Here is a 22,301-nt window from a genome sequence, read left to right on the forward strand (position 1 = left end):
TGCGATTTCGGTAGGCGTCATGCGCCGACGCGCCGTCCATGGCCCATCGGCATGCCCCTGTCGAGTGTTGTGGTCAGCGGCGCTTGAGCAGGATCATCTTCTCCTGCGTCATGTCGCGCATCGTGTAGGGGATGCCGCCGGTGCCGTAGCCGGAGACGCGCCGGCCGGCGAAGGGCATCCAGTCGGTGCGGAAGGTCGTGGGGTCGTTGACCATCACGGCGGAGGCGTCGAGCCGGTTCGCCGCCCGCAGGGCCACGTCGATGTCCTGTGCGAAGATGCTGGCCTGGAAGGCGACGGGGAGCGAGTTGGCGCGCGCGATCGCGTCGTCGAGCTTGCTGTAGCGATAGATCGCGACGACCGGGCCGAAGACCTCCTCGCTGGAGATGCGCGCTTCCGGATCGGGATCGATCAGCACGGTCGGCTCCAGGGTCGTCTCCGACAGGCGCTTGCCGCCGGTGGCGAGCCGCGCGCCGCCCTTCACGGCTTCGTCGATCCAGGACGCGACGCGGTCGGCCTCCTTCGGGATGATCAGCGGCCCGACTTCGGTGTCGGCCAGCGTCGGGTCGCCGGTGCGCAGCTTCTTCACGCGGGCGACGAGCCGCTCGGTGAAGTCGTTGATAACAGCGTCATGGACATAGATGCGCTGCGTCGACACGCAGACCTGCCCCGCGTGGTAATAGCCGCCCTTCACGATCGGCTCGATGATCGCGTCGAGATCGGCGCTCCTATCGACGATCGCCGGCGCCACGCCGCCATGCTCCAGTGCCGAGCGCGCGCCATGGGTGAGCTTGGAATGCAGGTGCCAGCCGACCTTGGCCGAGCCGATGAAGCTCAGGAAGGCGATGCGCGGATCGGTGGCGAATTTCTCCGCCAGCGCGGTCTCCAGGGGCACGAATGTCTGGCACCAGGCTTCCGGCAGGCCGGCTTCGTGCACCAGCTTGACGAAATCGATGCAGGAGAGCGGCGTCGTGCCGGCCGGCTTGACGATGACCGGGCAGCCGACTGCGATCGCCGGCGCGACCTGATGCACGATCAGGTTGAGCGGGTGGTTGAAGGCCGAGATCGCCGCGACGATGCCGATCGGCTCCTTGGTGGTGAAGGCCCAGCGATCGGCTGCCGCCGCCGAAAGCCCCATGGGGATCTCGCGCCCGGCGAAGTTCCGGAGTTCCTCGGCCGCGTTGTAGACGCCGTCGACGGCGCGGTTCGCCTCGACGATCGCGTCCGGCAGCGGCTTGCCGCCTTCGCGCGCGATCTGCATGGCGAAATGGTCGCGCCGCGCTTCGAGGAGGCCGGCGAGCTTGCGCAAGATCGCGATGCGCTGATGCGGCTTCAGCCAGTTGTCGCGATCTCTGAAGACGGCCTGCGCCGCCTGCAGCTTGCGTTCGAGCGCGGCCTCGTCATCGGTCTCGATCTCGGTGATCGGGGCGCGGTCATAGGCCTGAACAACCCTGAGCATGATTCTCTCCAAAGAGTGTCGCGGGTCATCCCGGACGGAGCGAAGCGAAGATCCGGGATCCATTCCTGAACCTTTTTTGGAAGCGCTCCGGCATGGATCCCGGGTCTCCCTTCGGTCGCCCGGGATGACCCGCGGTGAGCGATGAAGCGCGGCTTAAGCCAGATCGACGTCCGGCACTTTGTTTCTGAGTTCCTCGACGAGGACGCGGGTGTTCTCGGAATAGTCGATCGGGCAATCGACGAGATGGACGCCGCCGCCCTTGAAGGCCGCTTCCAGCGTCGGCACCAGCGCCTCGGCCGAGGTCACGCGCGAGCCCTTGGCGCCATAGGCCTTGGCATAGGCGACAAAATCGGGATTGCCGAAGGTCATGCCGTAATCGGGGAACTGGTCGACGGCCTGCTTCCAGCGGATCATGCCATAGGCGCCGTCATTGAGGACGAGCACGACGAGGTTGAGGCCGAGCCGGACCGCTGTCTCCATCTCCTGCGAGTTCATCATGAAGCCGCCATCGCCGCAGACGGCCATGACGCGCCGCTCGGGATGGAGCATCGCCGCCATCATCGCAGAGGGCAGGCCTGCGCCCATCGTCGCCAGCGCGTTGTCGAGAAGCAGCGTGTTGGCGACATGGGTGCGGTAGTTCCGCGCGAACCAGATCTTGTACATGCCGTTGTCGAGGCAGACCATGCCGTCCTCCGGCATCACCGCCCGCACGTCATGGACGAGCCGCTGCGGCGTCACCGGGAAGCGATCCTCCTCGGCTCGGGCATTGATCTTCGCCAGGATCTTCTGGCGCAGCTCCAGCGTCTGCTTCTGCTCGGGCAGCTTGCCTTCGAGCCGGTCGGCGAGCCCGGTCATGGTGACGCCGATATCACCGATCACTTCGGCATCGGGGTGATAGACCTGCTCGACATTGGCCGACTGGAAGCCGAGATGGATCACCTTCGGTCCGCCGGCATTGCGCATCAGGAAAGGCGGCTTCTCGATCGTATCGTGGCCGACCGCGATGATCAGGTCGGCGGCAGCGACGGCCTCATGGACATAGTCACCTTCCGAGAGCGCGGCGGTGCCGAGATAGAGGTTGGAGCCGCCGGTGACGGCGCCCTTGCCCATTTGCGTGTTGAAGAAGGGCAGGCCGATGCGGCGCACGGCGGCCGAGAGCGGCTCGACTAGGCGCGGCCGGTTGCCGGCGGCGCCGATCATCACCAACGGGCGCTTGGCGGCGAGGATCATCGCGGCGGCGCGGTCGAGCGGGGCTGCCGGCGCGACCGGCCGGTCGATCGGATGGATCGGGATCAGCGGGATATCCTCGATCTCCTCGGCCGCGATATCCTCGGGCAGTTCGAGATGGACCGGGCCCGGCCGCTCCTCCATCGCGACACGGAAGGCGTCACGGACGACCGAGGGGATGCTGGCGGGACTGACGATCTGGCGCGTCATCTTGGTCAGCGGTCGCATCGAGGCGACGACATCGACGATCTGGAAGCGCGCCTGCTTGGCGGTCATGATCGCCTTCTGCCCGGTGAGCAGGGTCATCGGCATGGCGCCGAGATGGGCATAGGCCGCGCCGGTCGAGAAGTTCAGCGCGCCGGGGCCGAGTGTCGCGATGCAGACGCCGGGGCGCCCGGTGAGGCGGCCATGCGTCGCGGCCATGAAGGCGGCGGCCTGCTCGTGCCGCGTCAGCACCAGCTCGATCTTCGACTTGCGCAGGGATTCGACGACGTCGAGATTTTCCTCGCCGGGAACGCCGAAGACGCGATCGACGCCCTCGTTCTCAAGCGCCTCGACCAGAAGATCGGAACCCTTCTTCATCGCCCGTGCCTTTCGCGGAGAGAGCCTCGCTGAAGGGCAAGGCTAGGCTCTCGACGTAGGAACGCAACCGGGGGCGTGTCAGGGCGCACGGCGCATGGCCGTTCTGCCCGGCCGCGACTTGAAGCGAATAGGTCGAAGCCGGTTCAGGCGGCCTGTTTCAGCGCAATCTCGAAGGGCGAGAACGTCACCGCGCCGCCCTGCACCGTGACCAGCGTGTTGCAGGGCAGGGCCTGCCAGCATTCGCGGGCGGCATCGACCGGCTCGGAGGCGACGACGACGCTGTCCGGCCGTTCGCAGACATAGAGGCTCGGCGGCTTGGTGTCGGAGGACCAGCGGATCGCGTGGATGCTGTCGCCATCGGCGAGCGCGGCCGCGCAGCGCAGCGGCTCGCGAATGCCGGCCTGCTGCATCAGCGAGAGCGCGTCCGACAAGGCGGCGGCAAGCGCCTGTCCCGGCGCCATGCCTTCGGAGAGGTGGGAGAGCGCAAGCAGGAACAGCGCTTCGGAGTCGGTCGTGCCGGCGCGGGCACCATAGAGCGAATCCGGGATCAGCGCTTCCAGCCGGCGGCGGATCGTGCCGTAGCCGCCGATCTGGCCGTTATGCATGAAGAGGTAGCGGCCATGGACGAAGGGGTGGCAGTTCGCCCGCGTCGTCGCGGTGCCGGTCGCGGCACGGACATGGGCGAAGAACAGATGCGAGCGCACCTGCCGCGCGATCGAGAGCAGGTTCTCGTCGGACCAGGCGGGCCGGACCTCGCGATACTGGCCGGGCTCGGGCCGCTCGCCATACCAGCCGACGCCGAACCCGTCGCCATTCGTGCCGGTCTTGGCCTCCTCTGCATGGAGCGACTGGTGGATCAGCGAATGGCAGGGCGAGGCGACGAAGTCCTCGAGGAAGACGGGAACGCCGGAATAGGCGAGGAAGCGGCACATCGGCGCCTCGAATCGACGGTTGGAAGCGGGCCGGAGAATAATGTTCTCCGAAGATGAACACGAACATAACGTTTCTTCGCTTCGTCGGCGAGGACGATCCCGGCGCGCAATCTGCTGCCGCAAAAACAGGCAGTCGCGCACTTCGCCTTTCGTCCAATGGATAAGGCCCGCACAGTCTTGCGTGCCGCGCATCCCTCCTATACCGATCCAGCGCATAAGCGGCGCATAAACACGAGACCGGTCGGCATATCCGGTTCATGGCGCGCCTGGACGGGAGCGGAAGCGTGAAGGGTCTCCTCGGCATCAGCCGCGTCATCGACGCGGTCAACGGCCAGATCGGCAAGAAGGTCGCCTGGCTCATTCTCGCGGCCGTGATCGTGGCCACGGTCAACGCCATCGTCCGCAAACTCTTCAACGTCTCGTCGAATTCCTGGCTCGAACTGCAATGGATGCTGTTCGGCGCGGTCTTCCTGATGTGCGCGTCCTGGACGATGCAGGTGAAGGAGCACATCCGCATCGACATCGTGAATTCGATGCTGCCGAAGCGCGTCCGCCAGTGGATCGAATTGCTCGGCCACGTGCTCTTCCTGATGCCGTTCAGCCTGCTGATCGTCTACCATTCCTGGCCGTTCTTCATGCGCTCCTACGCCATCAACGAGCAGTCGCTCTCGGCCGGCGGCCTGCCGCAATGGCCGGCCAAGGGCCTCGTCGTCATCGGCTTCGTGATGCTGACCTTCCAGGGCATCTCCGAGATCATCAAGCAGGTCGCGATCATGCGCGGCGATCTCGAGGATGACGAGGCGGCGCTCGGCCATGCCGCGGCCGCCGAGGCGGAAGCCCAGCGCCTGCTCGACCAAGCCAAGGAACAGGGCCTCGCTTCGTGAGCGGCCCGCAAGAAGTCCGGAACCGTCCCATGCACGCTCATCGCCTTCCGCGCGTCGCCGGCCTGCTGCTCGCGCTGACCCTCCTCGCCTTCTTCGGCCTGCATACCGGCGACGCCTTCGCGGCGGGCGGCGGCGTCGGCGATTTCCTGCGCGTCAACATGGCGCCGGTGATGTTCGCCGCCCTCGTGGTCTTCCTGCTGCTCGGCTATCCCGTCGCCTTCGCGCTCGCCGCCAACGGCCTGCTCTTCGCGCTGATCGGCATCGAGCTCGGCATGTTCCAGGAGAACTTCCTCCAGGCCCTTCCCGAGCGCATCTACGGCACGATGAACAACGACGTGCTGCTGGCGGTGCCGTTCTTCACCTTCATGGGGCTGATCCTCGAACGCTCCGGCATGGCGGAGGACCTGCTCGATACCATCGGCCAGCTCTTCGGGCCGATCCGCGGCGGCCTCGCCTATGCGGTCATCTTCGTCGGCGCGCTGCTCGCCGCCACCACCGGCGTCGTCGCGGCCTCCGTCATCTCGATGGGCCTGATCTCGCTGCCGATCATGCTGCGCTACGGCTATGACCGGCGCCTTGCCTCGGGCGTCATCGCGGCCTCCGGCACGCTCGCCCAGATCATTCCGCCCTCGCTCGTCCTGATCGTGCTCGCCGACCAGCTCGGCCGCTCGGTCGGCGACATGTACGAGGGCGCCTTCATCCCGGGCCTCGTGCTTTCGGCGATGTATGCCGGCTACGTCTTCCTCGTCACCCTGGTCTATCCCAATCGCGCGCCCGGCCTGCCGCCGGAAGCGCAGACACTGCGCGACGCCGACGGCAAGACGCGGCGCCTGTCGCTGCTGGTCGTCGCGCTGCTCTCGCTCGCGCTCGCCTATGGCTACATGAAGCTCTTCACCAAGCTGACCGCGGGCGCCGATTTCGTTATCCTGACGATGTCGCTGATGGTGGCGATCTCCTTCGTCATCGCGCTGATCAACAAGTTCCTCGGCCTCGGCCTGCTCTCGCGCATGGCCGAGCAGGTCGTCTTCGTGATGGTGCCGCCGCTGGCGCTGATCTTCCTCGTGCTCGGCACGATCTTCATCGGCGTCGCGACGCCGACGGAAGGCGGCGCGATGGGCGCGGCCGGCGCGATCCTGCTCGCCTACGGCAAGAAGCGCATGACCTTCGACCTGCTCCGGCAGGCGACGGAATCGACGGCCAAGCTCTCGGCCTTCGTGCTCTTCATCCTGGTCGGTGCGCGCGTGTTCTCGCTGACCTTCTACGGCGTCAACGGCCATCTCTGGGTCGAGCATCTGCTGGTCGGCTTGCCGGGCGGCGCGACGGGCTTCCTGATCGTCGTCAACGTGATGGTCTTCCTGCTCGCCTTCTTCCTCGACTTCTTCGAGCTGGCCTTCATCGTCGTGCCGCTGCTCGGACCCGCCGCGGAGAAGCTCGGCATCGACCTGATCTGGTTCGGCGTCATCCTCGGCGTGAACATGCAGACCTCGTTCATGCATCCGCCCTTCGGCTTCGCGCTGTTCTTCCTGCGCTCGGTCGCGCCGAAGAACGCCTACAAGGATCGCGTCACCGGCCGGATGATGGAGCCGGTCACCACCGGCCAGATCTACTGGGGCGCCGTGCCCTTCGTCGTGATCCAGTGCATCATGGTCGCGCTCGTCGTGATCTTCCCGAGCATGGTGATGCACTACAAGGCCTCGGCCGTGCAGCTCGATCAGAAGGCGATCGACAAGCAGTTCGACTCGATCCAGATCCCCGGCCTCGGCGGATCGGGCCTGCCGGGCGGGTTCGACCTCAACGCGCCGCCGGTCATCGGCACGCCGCCCAAGCCGTAAGGGCGCGTCGTGACGGGGGTAGCCGGCAGGCTGATCGCGGTGGCATCGCTCGCTCTCGTGGCGATGCCGGGTTCCGCCTGGGCGGCGGGCGGTATCGGCGGCGCCAGCATGGGCGCGGGCTGGGCCCTGCCTTTCGCCGGCATGCTGCTCTCGATCGCGCTCGGCCCCGTGCTGTTCCCGCATCTCTGGGAGCATCACTACGGCAAGTTCGCGGCCTTCTGGGCCGCGCTCACGCTCGTGCCGCTCGTCCTGCTGCGCGGCGCCGATCCGGCGCTTGGCGCGCTGCTGCATACCGCGCTGCTCGACTATATCCCCTTCATCATCCTGCTCTTCGCGCTCTTCACCATCGCGGGCGGCATCCTGATCTCGGGCAACCTGCACGGCACGCCGGCGACCAACACGGTGCTATTGGCGATCGGCACGGCGCTGGCGAGCTTCGTCGGCACGACCGGCGCCTCGATCATCATGATCCGGCCGGTGCTGCGCGCCAATGACGACCGGCGCTTCAACGTCCATGTCGTCGTCTTCTTCATCTTCCTGGTCTCGAATATCGGCGGATCGCTGACCCCGCTCGGCGACCCCCCGCTCTTCCTCGGCTTCCTGCGCGGCGTCGACTTCTTCTGGACGACGACGCATCTCCTGCCCGAGACGGCTTTCGCCGTCGTCGTGCTGCTCGCCCTGTTCTATGCGCTCGACAGCTGGTTCTTCCGCAAGGAGGAGGGCTTTCCCAGGCTCAAGGACCCGACGCCGGACCGCGCCATCAAGCTCTGGGGCAAGGTCAACATCCTGCTTATGGCCGGCGTGATCGCTGCGATCCTGATGTCGGCGAACTGGAAGCCGGGCGTCGCTTTCACCCTCCACGGCGTCCCCGTCGAAGGGCAGAACCTGCTGCGCGACCTGATCCTGCTTGCCCTTGCCGGCCTCTCGCTGAAGCTCACGCCCGGCCCCGTCCGCGCCGGCAACGAATTCTCCTGGGGGCCGATCAAGGAGGTCGCCAAGCTCTTCGCCGGCATCTTCATCTGCATCATCCCGGTGCTGGCGATGCTGCAGGCCGGCAAGGCCGGCGCCTTCGCGCCGCTGGTCGCACTGGTCAGCAATCCTGACGGCAGCGCCAACACGGTTGCCTATTTCTGGCTGACCGGAGCGCTCTCCTCCTTCCTCGACAACGCCCCGACCTATCTCGTCTTCTTCGAGCTGGCGGGCGGCGATCCGAAGGCATTGATGACGACGGGCGCGCTGACGCTGACGGCGATCTCGGCCGGCGCGGTCTTCATGGGCGCGAACAGCTATATCGGCAATGCGCCCAACTTCATGGTCTACGCCATCGCCAAGGACCGGAAGGTGAAGATGCCGAGCTTCTTCGGCTACATGCTCTGGTCCGGCGCGATCCTGATCCCGCTCTTCGTGGTGCAGACCTTCCTGTTCTTCCGGTAACGCAGCGTGTCATCCCGTGCGCGTTGCAGCATGCCAATGCTGCTGCGCAGACACGGGACCGTCCGACGGAAGAGCGCCTTTTTCTGCACGCGATCCCGCATCTGCGCAGCAGCATTCGCATGCCGCAGTGCGTGCGGGATGACACTCACGGCCGCCCGGTGGGCACGCCCTCCCGGATCTTCGCCGAGAACTGCGGGTCGTCCAGCGAGAGCGTGCGTGCGTGGTCGCCGATGCGCGCGGCCCGGACTAGGTCTTCCAGCGGGATATCCTGTCGGATCGCGCCGATCTGCTGGAGATAGCCCGGCAGGTAGCCGGAGAGCAGCACGCGCGGATCGAGCGGCAGCGCGAATTTCCAGCCCGGCGCGACGCTGGCGACGAGGTGGTAGACCACCGTCGTGCAATTCGTCGTCAGCGTGTTGTACCAGCGCGGCTTCGCGGCGAGGTCGTTGATATCGGTGACATAGGCGAGGAGCAGGTCGCGCGCCTGGGCGCCCGAGGCACTGAGGCGGAACAGCCGGGCATCCTCGCGCCGCGCATGAGTGCGCAAACCGACGATGTCGCGCTCGTCGGCGGCGACATAGGCCATCTCGTAGCTGCGGAAGAAGCCGGCCAGCGCCGACCAGTCCTCGCCCTTCTCGCGCCGGACCTCGATCGAGAAGGTCAGCGGCACCGAATCCGTGAAGGTGAAGCTGACGAGCAGATGCGCGATTGCCTCGCCCGACCAATAGGTCAGGAAGATATCGGCGCCGGTGAGGGACGCGAGATTGTAGCGCCGCGTCTCCCAGCGCTGGTCGTAATCCTCTTCCGTGCGCCAGCGGAAGTCGCGCAGGTTGGAGACGGTGATTGCATCGCCCTCGCGCGCGATGCTCGGCAATTTCGCGAGTTCCGGAATCCAGTTCCGGTCATGGGAGGGCTGGAAGCTGCTCCACCATCCGAGCAGGCCGACGAAGACCATGCCGAAGCCGAGCGACAGGCGCGCGTCGCTCGTCCAGATGCCGACGAGCCCGGCCAGCGCCGCGATGCCGAAGCCGATCGCTGCGATGGTGGCGGTCGCGCCGGACAGGCGGAACAGCAGGAAGCCTGCGCCCCAGAGCGCGGCACCGAGCAGGATGAGGGTGAGGAGAAGCTTCAGCACAATGAAAAAGAGGCGGCTCATGGCCGCCTCTCGTAGCACAGCCCGGAAGGCTTGGCCTCAGGCCGCAAGCGAGCTCGTCGGTGCGGCCGCCTTCACCGCGTCGTCGACATGGTCCTCGAACTTGGCGAAGTTCTTGGCGAACATCTCGACGAGGTTCTTGGCCGTCTCGGCGAAGGCGGCCTTATCGGCCCAGGTCTTCACGGGATAGAGGATGTGGGGCTCGACGCCCGGCACCGAGGTCGGCACCGCGAAGCCGAAATAGGGATCCCGGCGGAAATCGGCGCGATTGAGCGAGCCGTCGAGCGCCGAGGTGAGCAGGCGGCGGGTGACGCGGATCGGCATGCGCCGGCCGGTGCCGTATTTGCCGCCGGTCCAGCCGGTGTTCACCAGCCAGCAATCGACATGGTGCTTGGCGATGAAGTCGCGCAGCAGGTTGGCGTATTCCGACGGGTGCCGCGGCAGGAAGGGCGAGCCGAAGCAGGTCGAGAACTCAGGCTCGACGCCGGTGAGGCCGCGCTCCGTGCCGGCGACCTTCGCGGTGTAGCCGGAGAGGAAGTGATACATCGCCTCGGCCGGGGTCAGCTTGGCGATCGGCGGCATCACGCCGAAGGCGTCGGCGGTCAGCATTACGATGTTCTTCGGGATGCCGGCGCGGCCGGTGCGCGAGGCGTTGGGGATGAAGTCGAGCGGATAGGCCGAGCGGGTGTTCTCGGTCTTCGACTGGTCGTCGAAATCGACCTCGCGGGTGATCGGGTCCATGACGATGTTCTCGAGCACGGTGCCGAAGCGCAGCGAGGCCGCGTGGATCATCGGCTCGGCCTCGGCCGAGAGGCGGATCGTCTTGGCGTAGCAGCCGCCCTCGAAATTGAAGATGCCGTCCTTCGACCAGCCATGCTCGTCATCGCCGATCAGCGTGCGCTCGGGATCGGCCGAGAGCGTGGTCTTGCCGGTGCCGGACAGGCCGAAGAAGATCGCGGAATCGTCCTTGGAGCCGACATTGGCCGAGCAATGCATCGGCACCACGCCCTTGGTCGGCAGGACGTAGTTCAGATAGGTGAAGACCGATTTCTTCATCTCGCCGGCATAGGCGGAGCCGCCGATCAGCACGATCTTGCGGGTGAAGTCGATGGCGACAACGGTCTCGCTGCGGCAGCCATGGCGCTTCGGATCGGCCTTGAAGCTCGGCAGATCGACGATCGTCATCTCCGGCACATAGGCGTTGATCTCGTCGCGCGGCGGGCGGATCAGCAGATTGCGGATGAAGAGCGAGTGCCAGGCCATCTCGGTGAAGACGCGGGCCTTGACGCGATGCACGGGGTCGGCGCCGCCATAGAGGTCCTGCGCGAACAGCTCCTTGCCTTCGGCATGGGCCAGGAAATCGGCCAGAAGCGTCTCGAAATGCTCCGGGCTCATCGCCTGGTTGTTCTCCCACCAGACGGTGTTCTCGGTCAGCGCATCGCGCACCGTGAACTTGTCCTTGGGGGAACGGCCGGTATGGGTGCCGGTATCGGCGCAGAGCGCGCCGCCGCGGGCGAGCCGGGATTCGCCCCGGTCGAGCGACTCTTCATAGAGCTGCGGCGCTTCCAGGTTCCAGTGCACGGCCTTCAGCTTGCGGAAGCCGAAGCCCTCGGCGCCTTGGGCGGCATTGAACTGACCGATATTGTCCACTGAATTCCTCCGGAGGCCGGCCATGCTGTCGGCGGCCCGTTGTCTTCACGAATGCGCACGGGCCGGTGGCGGGGCCCGGGCGTCGAAGGCGAGGCCGTGAGGCCACGAAGGTCTTTAAGGCGATGCGGCTCGCCGCTCAAGTCATTGAAAACCCCGGCCGTCGGGGCTCCTGTTCCTAAATCGATTGAATTTCGGCCTGTGGTAAATGGCCGCGCGCCCAAGCCGCAGCCATGTCTGCAGGCGATCGCCGGAACGTCACGCCGCCTGGGCGCGCGCCTTCGTGGCGAGCTCCGCCAGGGCGCGCCTGAGGCCGCCTGGGCCGTCCACCGAAGCCGGGAAGGGCAGGCGCAGCGCCGCGCTGCCGAGCGCCATGTCGAGCCCGTCCGGATCGAGCCCGATGGCACGCCAGTCCCCAGGCTTCGCTCCGAGCAGCTGCGTGGCATAGAGGGCGATCGCGTCGGCATGGTCGTCGTTCATATGCGCGACGGCGCCGGCTTCCACCTCCGCGAGCGCGGCGGCATGGGCCGGATCGCTCAACAGGTCGGCCGGCGTCGGGGCGAAGGCGCGGGCGAAGCCGCCATTGAGGCTTGCGCTCTCGATGTCGAGGGCGAAGAAGGAGAAATCAGGGAAATCGGCATAGAGCGCCGATTTCGGCTGACGGGCGAGATAGCGCCGGCGGATTCGGGCGCCATCCTCGCTCTCGCGGTCGATCTTGCGGGCGCGGACCTTCAGCGTGATCCGGGCATGGGCAAGCGGGTCACCCTTGCCGCCGGGCGAGATCAGCAGCGACGCGCGCGGATCGCCCGCGATGTTCGCGGTGTGCGCGGCGAGCCCCGAGATCAGGATGATCGGGGTGCCGTCGATGTCGGTCGCGAGCCCGACCAGACTCGCCGAGGGGTGCCCGTCGGGACCGAGGGTAGCGAGCGCGGCGGAGCGCGCCTCGCGCAGCAGGCCCTTCGCCTCCGCGCGGACCGCCTCGTCCATCGGCTGAATCACGTCTTTGGCGGCCTTGCTCATGGAACCTCACTCCGATTTCCGGCTTGTGCTACGGGGTCATAGGCAAATCGCCACGCCCCGGCTAGATTGCCGCCATGCTTTGGCCCCTCTCGCGCGGGAGGGGAACCCTGTATTGCAACGAGAACAAGAGACGAAAGCCTTATGCCAACGATTGCGCTGGTCGATGACGACCGCAACATCCTGACATCGGTTTCGATCGCCCTCGAGGCCGAGGGCTATCGCATCATGACCTATACCGATGGCGCTTCGGCCCTCGACGGGCTCAAGCAGAACCCGCCCGATCTCGCGATCTTCGACATCAAGATGCCGCGCATGGACGGCATGGAGCTGCTGCGGCGGCTGCGCCAGAAATCCGATCTCCCGGTGATCTTCCTGACCTCGAAGGACGAGGAGATCGACGAGCTCTTCGGCCTGAAGATGGGCGCCGACGACTTCATCCGGAAGCCGTTCTCGCAGCGTCTGCTGGTCGAGCGCGTCAAGGCGATCCTGCGCCGCGCCGGCGCCAAGGACGCGACCGTCGCCACCCGCACAGAGGATGCCAAGGCGCTGGAGCGCGGCCTGCTGCGCATGGACCCGGAGCGCCATACCTGCACCTGGAAGGGCGAGCCGGTGACGCTGACCGTGACCGAATTCCTGATCCTGCAGTCGCTGGCGCAGCGCCCGGGCGTGGTGAAGAGCCGCAACGCCCTGATGGACGCCGCCTATGACGACGAGGTCTATGTCGACGACCGCACCATCGACAGCCACATCAAGCGCCTGCGCAAGAAGTTCAATCAGGTCGATGCGGATTTCGACATGATCGAGACGCTCTACGGCGTGGGCTATCGCTTCAAGGAAACCTGAGGCAAGGAAGTCGGCGCGCGGCGGATTCGCTGCCGCCGTCATCCCGAGCGGGAAGCAAGCCGCAGCCATGGCAACCGTCGACAACGAGGCCAGAACGCCCGCGCCGCCTGCCGGCTGGCGCGCCGTGCTGCGTCGCCGTACCGGCATCGCCTGGCGGCGCATGGTACGCGCGATCTCGCTGCGCGCCGCCTCCAGCCTGACCCGGCGCATCCTCGTCCTCAATCTCGGCGGGCTCGTCGCGCTGCTGATCGGCTTCCTCTACCTCAACCAGTTCCGCGAGGGGCTGATCGAGGCCCGCGTCCAGAGCCTTCTGACGCAGGGCGAGATCATCGCCGGCGCGATCGCCTCTTCGGCCACGATCGAGATCGACACGATCGCCATCGACCCCGACAAGCTGTTGCAGCTTCAGGCCGGCGAGAGCGCGGGCATTGCCGAGGACCCACTCGATTTCTCGATCAATCCCGAGAAGGTGGCGCCGCTGCTGCGCCGGCTGGTGACGCCGACCAAGACCCGCGCGCGGGTCTACGACAAGGACGGCATGCTCACCATCGACTCGCGCAGCCTCTATTCGCGCGGCGACGTGCTACGCCTCGACCTGCCGCGCGTCGGCGAGCCCGACGAGCCGCCGCTGCTCGAGCGCACCTGGAACATGCTGCGCAACCGCCTCGGCAAGGCGGATGTCCCGACCTATGACGATTTCGAGAACGCCAACGGCAAATCCTATCCGGAGGTCGCCCGCGCCCTGAACGGCGCGCCGGCGAGCGTCGTGCGCGTCAACACCCGCGGGCAGACCATCGTTTCCGTCGCGGTGCCCGTGCAGCGCTTCCGTACCGTGAAGGGCGCGCTGCTGCTCTCCACGCAAGGGGGCGACATCGATGCGGTGATCGCCTCCGAGCGCTTCGCGATCTTCCAGGTCTTCGCGGTCGCGGCCGGCGTGATGATCGTGCTTTCGATCCTGCTGGCCGGCACCATCGCCGAGCCGATCCGCAAGCTCGCGGAGGCCGCCCAGCGCGTGCGGCGCGGTGTCAAGTCGCGCGAGCAGATCCCGGATTTCAGCAGCCGCCATGACGAGATCGGCCATTTGTCCGGCACGCTGCGCGACATGACCAAGGCGCTCTACAGCCGCATCGAGGCGATCGAGAGCTTCGCGGCCGATGTCGCCCATGAGCTCAAGAATCCGCTGACCTCGCTGCGCAGCGCCGTCGAGACCTTGCCCCGCGCCAAGACGGACGATGCCCGCGGCCGCCTGATGGCGGTGATCCAGCACGATGTCCGCCGGCTCGACCGGTTGATCTCGGATATTTCCGATGCTTCGCGCCTCGATGCCGAGCTTGCCCGCAACGATTCCGCACCGGTCGATGTGGCGCAGGTGCTGGGCGCCGTGGTGACGATCCAGAACGAGACGCGGCGCGAGGGCCAGCCGAAGATCGAGCTCAGCAGCGACCGGCGCAGCCAGCGCCTGGGCGACGATGCCTTCCTCGTGCTCGGCCACGATTCCCGCATCGGCCAGGTCCTGGTCAACCTGATCGACAACGCCCGCTCCTTCTCGCCGGTCGACAAGCCGGTGAAGGTCATGCTCTCGCGTGTCGCCAACGACGTGCTCGTCACCGTCGAGGACGAGGGGCCGGGCATCGAGCCGCACGCGCTGGAGCGCATCTTCGAGCGCTTCTACACCGATCGCCCGAACGAGGGCTTCGGCCAGAATTCCGGCCTCGGCCTGTCGATCTCGCGCCAGATCGTCGAGGCGCATCGCGGCTCGATCCGGGCCGAGAACCGTTTGGGGCCGATCGGCCCGGACGGTGAGGCACAGCGTCTCGGTGCCCGCTTCATCGTCTGCCTGCCGGCGGCCTATGCCCATGCGGCCTGACGCCGGGATGGCTGCGATGCCCGCGCGCGAACGAACCCGCATCCATGCGACCGTGATCGCCGTCGGCGAAGCCGGCATCCTGATCCGCGGCGCCTCCGGCAGCGGCAAGTCGATGCTCGCGCTGGCGCTGATCACGCTCGCTTCGCAGGCGGGCCGTTTCGCCCGGCTCGTCGCCGACGACCGGGTGGAGCTCGCCGCGAAGGGCGGGCGGCTGGTGGCGCGTCCGGTCGCGCCTCTGGAAGGCATCATCGAAAGACGCGGTCTCGGCCTCACGCCCGAGCCGCATACGGGGGCGGTCGTGGTCCGGCTCGTCGTCGATCTGTCGGCGGAGGAACCGGCGCGCATGCCCGAGCCCGAGGACCTCGTCGACAGCCTGGCCGGCATCGACCTCCCGCGCCTGCGCATGACGGGCCGCGCCGGCGACGAGAGACTTGCGTTGAACGCCTTGGACTTATTCACAGAGGCCGAGCGCTAACCACGATTTTGACAAGTTTGACGGCTGACGGCTTGCGCAGACCGCGCTCCTGCCGCATAAACCGCGACCTTGTCCGGGCGCTGACGGCGCTCTCCGGTGCTGGATTGAATGATCGGACTGGTCCTCGTGACGCATGGGCATCTGGCGACGGAGTTCCGCGCTGCGCTCGAACACGTCGTCGGCCCCCAAAGGAACCTCGCTACCATCGCCATCGCCCCCGATGACGACATGGAGAGCCGTCGCCGCGACATCATCGCGGCCGTCGAGCAGGTCGAGACCGACCGCGGCGTCATCATCCTCACCGACATGTTCGGCGGCACGCCCTCGAACCTGGCGATCTCGGTGATGGAGCCCGGCCGCATCGACGTCGTTGCCGGCGTCAACCTGCCGATGCTGATCAAGCTCGCCAGCGTGCGCGAGGAGAAGACCCTCGACGAAGCCGTCACCAGCGCGCAGGATGCGGGGCGGAAATACATCACGGTCGCCAGCCGCGTGCTGGCGGGCAAGTAACGGCGCCAAGAGGGGCGGCAAGAGGGGCGAATGGACGAAGACTGCGACTGCCCCGAAGTCGAAATTCCCAACGGCGCCCTCTACGGCGAATTCCAGATCGTCAACAAGAAGGGCCTGCACGCCCGCGCCACCGCGAAATTCGTGCAATGCGCCGCCCGCTACGAGGCCGATATCACGGTGAGCCGCTGCGGCGAGACGGTCGGCGCCACCTCGATCATGGGCGTGCTGACGCTCGGCGCCGGCATCGGCTCGACGATCACCATCGTCGCCAAGGGTGCCGAGGCGCAACCGGCGCTCGACGCGCTCGCGGCCCTGATCGCCGACAAGTTCGGCGAGGGGGAATAGAGTTCTTACCCGCTCCTTTCGCGAAGGGCTTTTCCAGCGTGTCATCATCCCGGACAAGCGACGGAGTCGCGCCGACCCGGGATCCATTCCGGAGCGTTTCCGGTAGAGTTTCGGGCATGGATCCCGGGTCTACGCTTCGCTCCGCCCGGGATGACCGGCGAGCTGAAGGCGGGATATAAAGACATCTTTATATCTTTGATTGCCATTCGCTCTGGGCGCTGCTAGAGAGCGCGCCATCATTCAGGCTGAGCGATTGGAGCCACCCGTGTCGGATTACATCGTCAAGGACATCTCGCTTGCGGATTACGGCCGCAAGGAAATCAACATGGCCCAGGACGAGATGCCGGGCCTGATGGCGGTGCGCGCCGAGCATAAGGGCAAGAACCCGCTCAACGGCGCCCGCATCGCCGGCTGCCTGCACATGACCATCCAGACCGCCGTGCTGATCGAGACCCTGAAGGATCTCGGCGCCGACGTCCGCTGGTCGTCCTGCAACATCTTCTCGACCCAGGACCATGCCGCCGCCGCGATCGCCGCGACCGGCACCCCCGTCTTCGCCATCAAGGGCGAGACGCTGGAGGAGTACTGGGAGTATGTGCTGAAGACCGCGACCTGGGGCGACGGCGGCACGCCGAACATGATCCTGGACGATGGCGGCGACCTGACCATGCTGATCATCCTCGGCGCCGAGGCCGAGGCCGGCAACGCCGCCTTCCTCGACAAGCCGGGCAATGAGGAAGAGACGATCTTCTTTGCGCTGATCAAGCGCCAGCTCAAGGCCAATCCGGGCTGGTTCACCAAGACCCGCGCCGCGATCAAGGGCGTCTCCGAGGAGACCACCACCGGCGTGCACCGTCTCTACGAGCTGGCCAAGGCCAACCGCCTGCCGTTCCCGGCGATCAACGTCAACGACAGCGTCACCAAGTCGAAATTCGATAACCTCTATGGCTGCCGCGAGTCGCTGGTCGACGCCATCCGCCGCGGCACCGACGTCATGATGTCGGGCAAGGTCGCGGTCGTCGCCGGCTATGGCGACGTCGGCAAGGGCTCGGCCGCCTCGCTGCGCCAGGCCGGCTGCCGCGTGCTCGTCACCGAGATCGACCCGATCTGCGCCCTGCAGGCGGCGATGGAAGGCTACGAGGTCGTGACCATGGAAGACGCTGCCCCGCGCGGCGACATCTTCTGCACGGCGACGGGCAACCTCGACGTTATCACCGTCGACCACATGCGCGCGATGAAGCACCGTGCCATCGTCTGCAATATCGGCCATTTCGACTCGGAGATTCAGGTCGCCGGCCTGAAGAACTTCAAGTGGGACAACGTCAAGCCGCAGGTCGACGAGATCGAGTTCCCCGATGGCAAGCGCATCATCCTGCTTTCGGAAGGCCGCCTGGTGAACCTCGGCAACGCCACGGGCCACCCATCCTTCGTGATGTCCTGCTCGTTCTCGAACCAGACGCTTGCCCAGATCGAGCTCTGGAACCACCACGCGAACTACCAGAACAACGTCTACACCCTGCCGAAGCATCTCGACGAGAAGGTCGCGGCGCTCCATCTCGCCAAGGTCGGCGCCAAGCTCACCAAGCTCAACGACGCCCAGGCCAAGTACATCGGCGTGCCGCAGGCCGGCCCGTTCAAGCCGGATCACTACCGCTACTGACAAGGCGCTCCGGCGTTGACGACCCGAGGCCCGGCATTCGCCGGGCCTTTTTTCTTGGCTGTGCCTTCCGGGAATCACCTCTCCAGACACTACAAATTGTGCCGAAGGGGTTCGCAGCCTCTATTGGTTGATGATTTCCGGCTTGAAGCCGGATCGCTCCCAAAATCGAACGATTTACCTGCCATTAAGCACTTCCTGACGGAGTCCAGCGATGATTAGAGTGGAGCTGATTCGGCTGCCGCGATGCGCGAGCCGGAGCACAGCTCTGATGTGATTGGCGTGGTGGCGAGCGTGGATCGGCCCCTCCGGAGATGGCAGCCCTGCCAGCTCCCCCGGCCGATTCCGACGAGCCCGATGGACAAGGCGGCTCCGGCTGCCGGAGAGACGACGGAAGCGGAATGGCACGGGCGAGGCGACAGGGGCGAGATGGCGGCTGGCGTCCGCGCGCATTGCTGCCCGGGCTGGCGGCAGCCTCGGCCACCGTCCCGACCATGGCCCGCAGCGAATGGCTGGCGCCCGTCTCCTTCGACACCATGAGCTCCGGTGGGCTCTCGCTGATCCTGGCGGGCCTGACCGTCTTCGCCACGACGACATCGCTGATCTATGTGCGCGAGCGCACGCGCTGGCAGAAGCGCGAGGCCAAGTTCGCGGCCGATCTCGAAGCGGCGCGCAGCCATCAGGAGCGCTTGTCCATTCTGCTGGCGGCCGATCCGCAGGTCGTGGTGAGCTGGAAGGGTCGCAATGCCGAGCCCATCTTCGAGGGCGATAGCGGCTTCCTCGGCGCGCCCGGCACGGCCCTGGCTCTGGCCTATGGCAGCTGGGCGCCGCCGGCGGACGCGAAACGCCTGGAACTGGCGACCGATGCGCTCAAGGAGCGTGGCGAGGCGTTCAATTTCACGCTGCGCAGCAAGGCCGGCCCTTTCATCGATGTCGAGGGCCGTCCCGTCGCCGGGCGCGCGGTGATCCGTTTCCGTGAGGTCACGGGCGAGCGGGCGCAGGTCATGACGCTGCGCGGCGAACTCGAACGCGTCACGGCCGGCCATGCGGCGCTCTCCAGCCTGCTGGCCGGGCTGCCGCATCCCGCCTGGATGCGCAATGCCGATGGCCGCCTGACCTGGGTCAACGCCGCCTATGCCCGCGCCGTCGAGGCAGCCGACGCGGCGACCGTCGTGAAGAGCGGGCTCGAATTGCTCGATCGCACCGAGCGCGACGCCGCCAGGCGGGCGCGCCGCGAAGGCGCGACCTTCGCCCTGCGCGCACCGGCCGTCGTGTCCGGCCAGCGGCGCACGCTCGACATCATGGAACTGCCGACGGCCACCGGCTATGCCGGCTTCGCCATCGACATGAGCGAGCTGGAGGCGATCCGCGCCGATCTCCAGCGCCAGATGGATGCCCATGTCCGCACGCTCGACCGGCTGAAGACGGCGGTCGCGGTCTTCGACGGCGCCCAGCGCCTCGTCTATCGCAATTCGGGTTTCGACGCGCTCTGGTCGCTGGAAGCCGGCTTCCTCGACGGCCAGCCGACCGATGGCGAGATCCTCGACAGGCTGCGTGCCGAGCGGCGCCTGCCCGAGCTCGGCGACTACCGCAGCTGGAAGACGGCAGCTCAGGCCGCCTATACCGCAACGCGGGCCAGCGAGGATTGGTGGTATCTGCCGGACGGACGCACCGTCCATGTCGTCGCCAGCCCCAACCCGCAGGGCGGCGTCACCTATCTCTACGACGACGTCACCGAGCGCTTCACGCTGGAATCGCGCTTCAATGCGCTCTCCCGCACCCAGCGCGAGACGCTGGATTCGCTGCGCGAAGGCGTCGCCGTGTTCGGTTCGGACGGGCGGCTCAAGCTGTCCAATCCGGCCTTCGCCCAGTCCTGGCGCATCCAGGGCGGCGATCTCGCGGCGAGCGCCCCGCATATCGATGAGGTCATCCGGCTCTGCAAGCCGCTCTTCCCGCAGGACGAGGTCTGGAGCGAATTGCACAGCGTCGTCACCGGCGTGCGCGATGCCCGCGAGGATTACAGCAGCCGCATGGAGCGGCGGGACGGCACCGTGCTCGACATGGCCGCTGCCCCGCTGCCGGACGGCGCGACGCTGATCTCCTTCGCCGACGTCACCGCCAGCGTGAATGTCGAGCGGGCACTGACCGAGAAGAACGACGCGCTGGAGAAGGTCTCGCGGCTGCGCGAGGATTTCGTCCACCACGTCTCCTACGAACTGCGCTCGCCGCTCACCAACATCATCGGCTTCGCGCAATTGCTGGGCACCGAGACGGTCGGCGCGCTCAACGAGAAGCAGCGCGACTACACCTCCCATATCGTCCGCTCGTCGGGCGCGCTGCTCGCCATCATCAACGACATCCTCGACCTCGCCACCATCGACAACGGCGCGCTGACGCTTGAGATTCAGGATGTCGACGTCGCCGATGCCATCGCGCAGGCGGCCTCGGGCCTCCAGGACCGCCTGACCGACAGCAAGCTCGACCTCAAGGTCGAGATCGATGCCCGCACCGGCCCGTTGCGCGCCGACGGCAAGCGCCTGCGTCAGGTGCTGTTCAACCTGCTCTCCAATGCGATCGGGTTCTCTTCCGCCGGGCAGACCGTGACGGTGAACGCGACGCGCACGGGCGGAGACATCCGCATCACCGTCTCCGACCAGGGCCGCGGCATACCGGCCGAGGTGATGGAGAAGGTGTTCGAACGCTTCGAGAGCCATTCGCTCGGCTCCAGTCATCGCGGCGTGGGCCTGGGCCTCTCCATCGTCCGCTCGATCGTCGAGCTTCATGGCGGCCATGTCGAGCTCGATTCCGCGCCGGGCCGCGGCACGCGGGTGACGGCCGTCTTCCCGGCACAGGGCGTGCCGCTCTCGGATGCCGCCGAATGACGGAAGAAGCCCGCAAGGCCGGCACGCACCGGCTTCTGCTGGCGGACGAGGCGGCGACGCTGCGCCTCGCCGCCGATATCGCCGCCATCCTGAAGCCGGGCGACATCGTCGCGCTTTCCGGCCATCTCGGCTCCGGCAAGTCGCTCTTGGCCCGCGCCATCCTGCGCGAGCTTGCCCGCGATCCCACGCTGGAGGCGCCGAGCCCGACCTTCACGCTGGTCCAGAGCTATGAGACCGGGCAGGGCACCGTCCTGCATGCCGATCTCTATCGCGTGCGCTCGCCCGACGAACTCGACGATATCGGGCTGGTGGAGGATATCGACCGCCTGATTCTGCTGGTCGAGTGGCCGGACCGGGCCGGCTCGCGCCTGCCCGCAGCCCGGCGCCTCGACATCGTGCTCGACGTCGATCCCGACAATCCCGAGACCGGCCGCATCGCCGATCTCTCCGGTGGCGTGCTCTGGAAGCAGCGCGTGGCCATCGCGGTCGCGTCGCGCCGGCTCGTCGACGCTGCCGGCTGGGGCGAGGCCCGCCGCGATTTCATGCTCGGAGACGCCTCGACGCGCGCCTATGAGCGCCTGACCCGGCCGAATGGCGAGACCGCGGTGCTGATGATCTCGCCGCCGCGCCCGGACGGCCCGCCGATCCGCCTCGGCAAGCCCTATAGCGCGCTCGCCCATCTCGCCGAGAATGTCGAAGCCTTCGTCGCGATGGATCGCGGCCTGCGCTCGCTCGGCTATGCCGCGCCGGAGGTCCTCGCCGAGGACCTCAACACCGGCCTGCTGATCATCGAGAATCTGGGCAATGAGGGTGTGATCGATGCCGAGCGCCGGCCGATCGCCGAGCGCTACGAAGCGGCGGCCCGGTTGCTCGCCGATCTCCACCGCCACACCTTGCCGTCGATCCTGCCGGTGGCCGAGGGGCGCGACCACGCCATTCCCGAATATGACCGCCAGGCCATGGCGATCGAGACCGAGCTGATCCTGGAATGGTATGCGCCGCATATTGCCGGGGTGACGCTGCCGGCGGTGACGCAGGCCGAGTTCGCGCGGATCTGGAGCAAGCTCTTCGACGAGATTCTCGCCCAGCCGGCAACCTGGACGCTGCGCGACTATCACTCGCCGAACCTGATCTGGCTGGAAGGCCGCGAAGGCCATGCCAAGCTCGGCCTGATCGATTTCCAGGACGCCGTGCTCGGCCACCCGGCCTATGATCTGGCTTCGCTCGGGCAGGATGCGCGCGTCGACGTGCCGGCTTCGCTCGAACTGCGGCTGCTCGCGGCTTATGGGGCTGCGCGCCGGGCCGATACGCCGGATTTCGACCTCGCCGGTTTCGCCCGCGCCTATGCGATCCTCGGCGCCCAGCGCAACACCAAGATCGCCGGCATCTTCGCCCGCCTCGACAAGCGCGACGGCAAGCCGGACTATCTCAAGCATCTGCCGCGCATCGAGGGCTATCTGCGTCGCAACCTCGACCATCCCGCCCTCGAAGAGCTGAAGGGCTGGTATCAGGCGCATATGCCGAAGCTGTTCGAGACCGAAGCGGCGGATTAAGC

Annotated in this window: 17 protein-coding genes; 11 read left to right on the forward strand and 6 right to left on the reverse strand. The window is 66.9% G+C overall.

What is annotated here, in order from left to right; translation table 11 throughout:
* Positions 1–73: 73 nt before the first annotated feature.
* The 3 genes from WFK61_RS11500 to WFK61_RS11510 all read right to left on the reverse strand — a co-directional run bounded on the left by WFK61_RS11500 (position 74) and on the right by WFK61_RS11510 (position 4,197).
* Complete coding sequence (locus WFK61_RS11500) at positions 74–1,456, reverse strand: aldehyde dehydrogenase family protein (RefSeq protein ID WP_336811722.1); 1,383 nt, start codon at positions 1,454–1,456, stop codon at positions 74–76.
* 153 nt (positions 1,457–1,609) lie between these two features.
* A complete protein-coding gene (locus WFK61_RS11505; protein ID WP_336811724.1) occupies positions 1,610–3,265 on the reverse strand; it encodes an acetolactate synthase large subunit in 1,656 nt (551 codons plus the stop codon).
* 143 nt (positions 3,266–3,408) lie between these two features.
* The gene (locus WFK61_RS11510; protein ID WP_336811726.1) at positions 3,409–4,197 is read right to left on the reverse strand and encodes a class II glutamine amidotransferase; all 789 of its coding nucleotides are present in this window, start codon (positions 4,195–4,197) and stop codon (positions 3,409–3,411) included.
* Positions 4,198–4,481: 284 nt separating this feature from the next.
* Here WFK61_RS11510 and WFK61_RS11515 point away from each other — a divergent pair, with 284 nt between their 5' ends.
* The 3 genes from WFK61_RS11515 (at position 4,482) to WFK61_RS11525 (ending at position 8,347) form a co-directional block, all read left to right on the forward strand.
* Positions 4,482–5,081, forward strand: a complete 600-nt coding sequence (locus WFK61_RS11515) for a TRAP transporter small permease subunit (RefSeq protein WP_336811727.1) — start codon at positions 4,482–4,484, stop codon at positions 5,079–5,081.
* A 158-nt stretch (positions 5,082–5,239) separates the two neighbouring features.
* Positions 5,240–6,913: a TRAP transporter large permease gene (locus WFK61_RS11520; protein ID WP_336811901.1), complete on the forward strand. Its 1,674-nt coding sequence runs from the start codon at positions 5,240–5,242 to the stop codon at positions 6,911–6,913.
* Positions 6,914–6,976: 63 nt separating this feature from the next.
* Positions 6,977–8,347, forward strand: coding sequence for a sodium:proton antiporter (locus WFK61_RS11525; RefSeq protein WP_336811902.1), 1,371 nt, complete (start codon positions 6,977–6,979; stop codon positions 8,345–8,347).
* 145 nt (positions 8,348–8,492) lie between these two features.
* Here WFK61_RS11525 and WFK61_RS11530 read toward each other — a convergent pair whose 3' ends face one another.
* From WFK61_RS11530 to WFK61_RS11540, 3 genes are all read right to left on the reverse strand, one after another.
* Positions 8,493–9,503: an Lnb N-terminal periplasmic domain-containing protein gene (locus WFK61_RS11530; protein ID WP_336811729.1), complete on the reverse strand. Its 1,011-nt coding sequence runs from the start codon at positions 9,501–9,503 to the stop codon at positions 8,493–8,495.
* 36 nt (positions 9,504–9,539) lie between these two features.
* A complete protein-coding gene (locus tag WFK61_RS11535; RefSeq protein WP_336811731.1) occupies positions 9,540–11,150 on the reverse strand; it encodes a phosphoenolpyruvate carboxykinase in 1,611 nt (536 codons plus the stop codon).
* Positions 11,151–11,405: 255 nt separating this feature from the next.
* Positions 11,406–12,167 carry a HugZ family pyridoxamine 5'-phosphate oxidase gene (locus WFK61_RS11540; RefSeq protein ID WP_336811733.1) on the reverse strand — a complete coding sequence of 254 codons (762 nt, stop codon included), beginning with the start codon at positions 12,165–12,167 and terminating at the stop codon, positions 11,406–11,408.
* 141 nt (positions 12,168–12,308) lie between these two features.
* On the opposite strand from WFK61_RS11540, the gene WFK61_RS11545 reads away from it, so the two are divergent.
* The 8 genes from WFK61_RS11545 (at position 12,309) to tsaE (ending at position 22,299) form a co-directional block, all read left to right on the forward strand.
* Positions 12,309–13,010, forward strand: a complete 702-nt coding sequence (locus WFK61_RS11545) for a response regulator transcription factor (protein WP_336811735.1) — start codon at positions 12,309–12,311, stop codon at positions 13,008–13,010.
* 67 nt (positions 13,011–13,077) lie between these two features.
* Positions 13,078–14,877 (forward strand): sensor histidine kinase, encoded by a 1,800-nt coding sequence (locus tag WFK61_RS11550; RefSeq protein ID WP_336811736.1) that lies wholly within the window; start codon positions 13,078–13,080, stop codon positions 14,875–14,877.
* 16 nt (positions 14,878–14,893) lie between these two features.
* On the forward strand, positions 14,894–15,352 hold the full coding sequence (locus WFK61_RS11555) for an HPr kinase/phosphorylase (protein ID WP_336811737.1): 459 nt from the start codon (positions 14,894–14,896) through the stop codon (positions 15,350–15,352).
* A gap of 108 nt (positions 15,353–15,460) precedes the next feature.
* Complete coding sequence (locus tag WFK61_RS11560) at positions 15,461–15,862, forward strand: PTS sugar transporter subunit IIA (protein WP_293808554.1); 402 nt, start codon at positions 15,461–15,463, stop codon at positions 15,860–15,862.
* A gap of 30 nt (positions 15,863–15,892) precedes the next feature.
* Positions 15,893–16,207 (forward strand): HPr family phosphocarrier protein, encoded by a 315-nt coding sequence (locus tag WFK61_RS11565; protein WP_257734371.1) that lies wholly within the window; start codon positions 15,893–15,895, stop codon positions 16,205–16,207.
* Positions 16,208–16,460: 253 nt separating this feature from the next.
* The gene (ahcY, locus tag WFK61_RS11570; protein ID WP_442896290.1) at positions 16,461–17,867 is read left to right on the forward strand and encodes an adenosylhomocysteinase; all 1,407 of its coding nucleotides are present in this window, start codon (positions 16,461–16,463) and stop codon (positions 17,865–17,867) included.
* A gap of 398 nt (positions 17,868–18,265) precedes the next feature.
* Entirely contained in the window at positions 18,266–20,746 is a 2,481-nt protein-coding gene (locus WFK61_RS11575) for a sensor histidine kinase (protein WP_336811743.1), read from the forward strand.
* On the forward strand, positions 20,743–22,299 hold the full coding sequence (gene tsaE, locus WFK61_RS11580; RefSeq protein ID WP_336811744.1) for a tRNA (adenosine(37)-N6)-threonylcarbamoyltransferase complex ATPase subunit type 1 TsaE: 1,557 nt from the start codon (positions 20,743–20,745) through the stop codon (positions 22,297–22,299). Before WFK61_RS11575 ends, tsaE begins: the two co-directional genes overlap by 4 nt.
* Positions 22,300–22,301: the final 2 nt, after the last annotated feature.

It is taken from the genome of Allobosea sp. MMO-172 (genome assembly GCF_037147855.1).
GTDB lineage: Bacteria > Pseudomonadota > Alphaproteobacteria > Rhizobiales > Beijerinckiaceae > Allobosea.

Bases quoted from the DNA above. Each gene is read 5' to 3' on its own strand.
- WFK61_RS11500 (WP_336811722.1), bottom strand. From the start codon at position 1,456: ATGCTCAGGGTTGTTCAGGCCTATGACCGCGCCCCGATCACCGAGATC.
- WFK61_RS11505 (WP_336811724.1), bottom strand. From the start codon at position 3,265: ATGAAGAAGGGTTCCGATCTTCTGGTCGAGGCGCTTGAGAACGAGGGC.
- WFK61_RS11510 (WP_336811726.1), bottom strand. From the start codon at position 4,197: ATGTGCCGCTTCCTCGCCTATTCCGGCGTTCCCGTCTTCCTCGAGGAC.
- WFK61_RS11520 (WP_336811901.1), top strand. From the start codon at position 5,240: ATGGCGCCGGTGATGTTCGCCGCCCTCGTGGTCTTCCTGCTGCTCGGC.
- WFK61_RS11525 (WP_336811902.1), top strand. From the start codon at position 6,977: ATGCCGGGTTCCGCCTGGGCGGCGGGCGGTATCGGCGGCGCCAGCATG.
- WFK61_RS11530 (WP_336811729.1), bottom strand. From the start codon at position 9,503: ATGAGCCGCCTCTTTTTCATTGTGCTGAAGCTTCTCCTCACCCTCATC.
- WFK61_RS11540 (WP_336811733.1), bottom strand. From the start codon at position 12,167: ATGAGCAAGGCCGCCAAAGACGTGATTCAGCCGATGGACGAGGCGGTC.
- WFK61_RS11545 (WP_336811735.1), top strand. From the start codon at position 12,309: ATGCCAACGATTGCGCTGGTCGATGACGACCGCAACATCCTGACATCG.
- WFK61_RS11550 (WP_336811736.1), top strand. From the start codon at position 13,078: ATGGCAACCGTCGACAACGAGGCCAGAACGCCCGCGCCGCCTGCCGGC.
- WFK61_RS11555 (WP_336811737.1), top strand. From the start codon at position 14,894: ATGCCCGCGCGCGAACGAACCCGCATCCATGCGACCGTGATCGCCGTC.
- WFK61_RS11560 (WP_293808554.1), top strand. From the start codon at position 15,461: ATGATCGGACTGGTCCTCGTGACGCATGGGCATCTGGCGACGGAGTTC.
- WFK61_RS11565 (WP_257734371.1), top strand. From the start codon at position 15,893: ATGGACGAAGACTGCGACTGCCCCGAAGTCGAAATTCCCAACGGCGCC.
- WFK61_RS11575 (WP_336811743.1), top strand. From the start codon at position 18,266: ATGGCACGGGCGAGGCGACAGGGGCGAGATGGCGGCTGGCGTCCGCGC.
- tsaE (WP_336811744.1), top strand. From the start codon at position 20,743: ATGACGGAAGAAGCCCGCAAGGCCGGCACGCACCGGCTTCTGCTGGCG.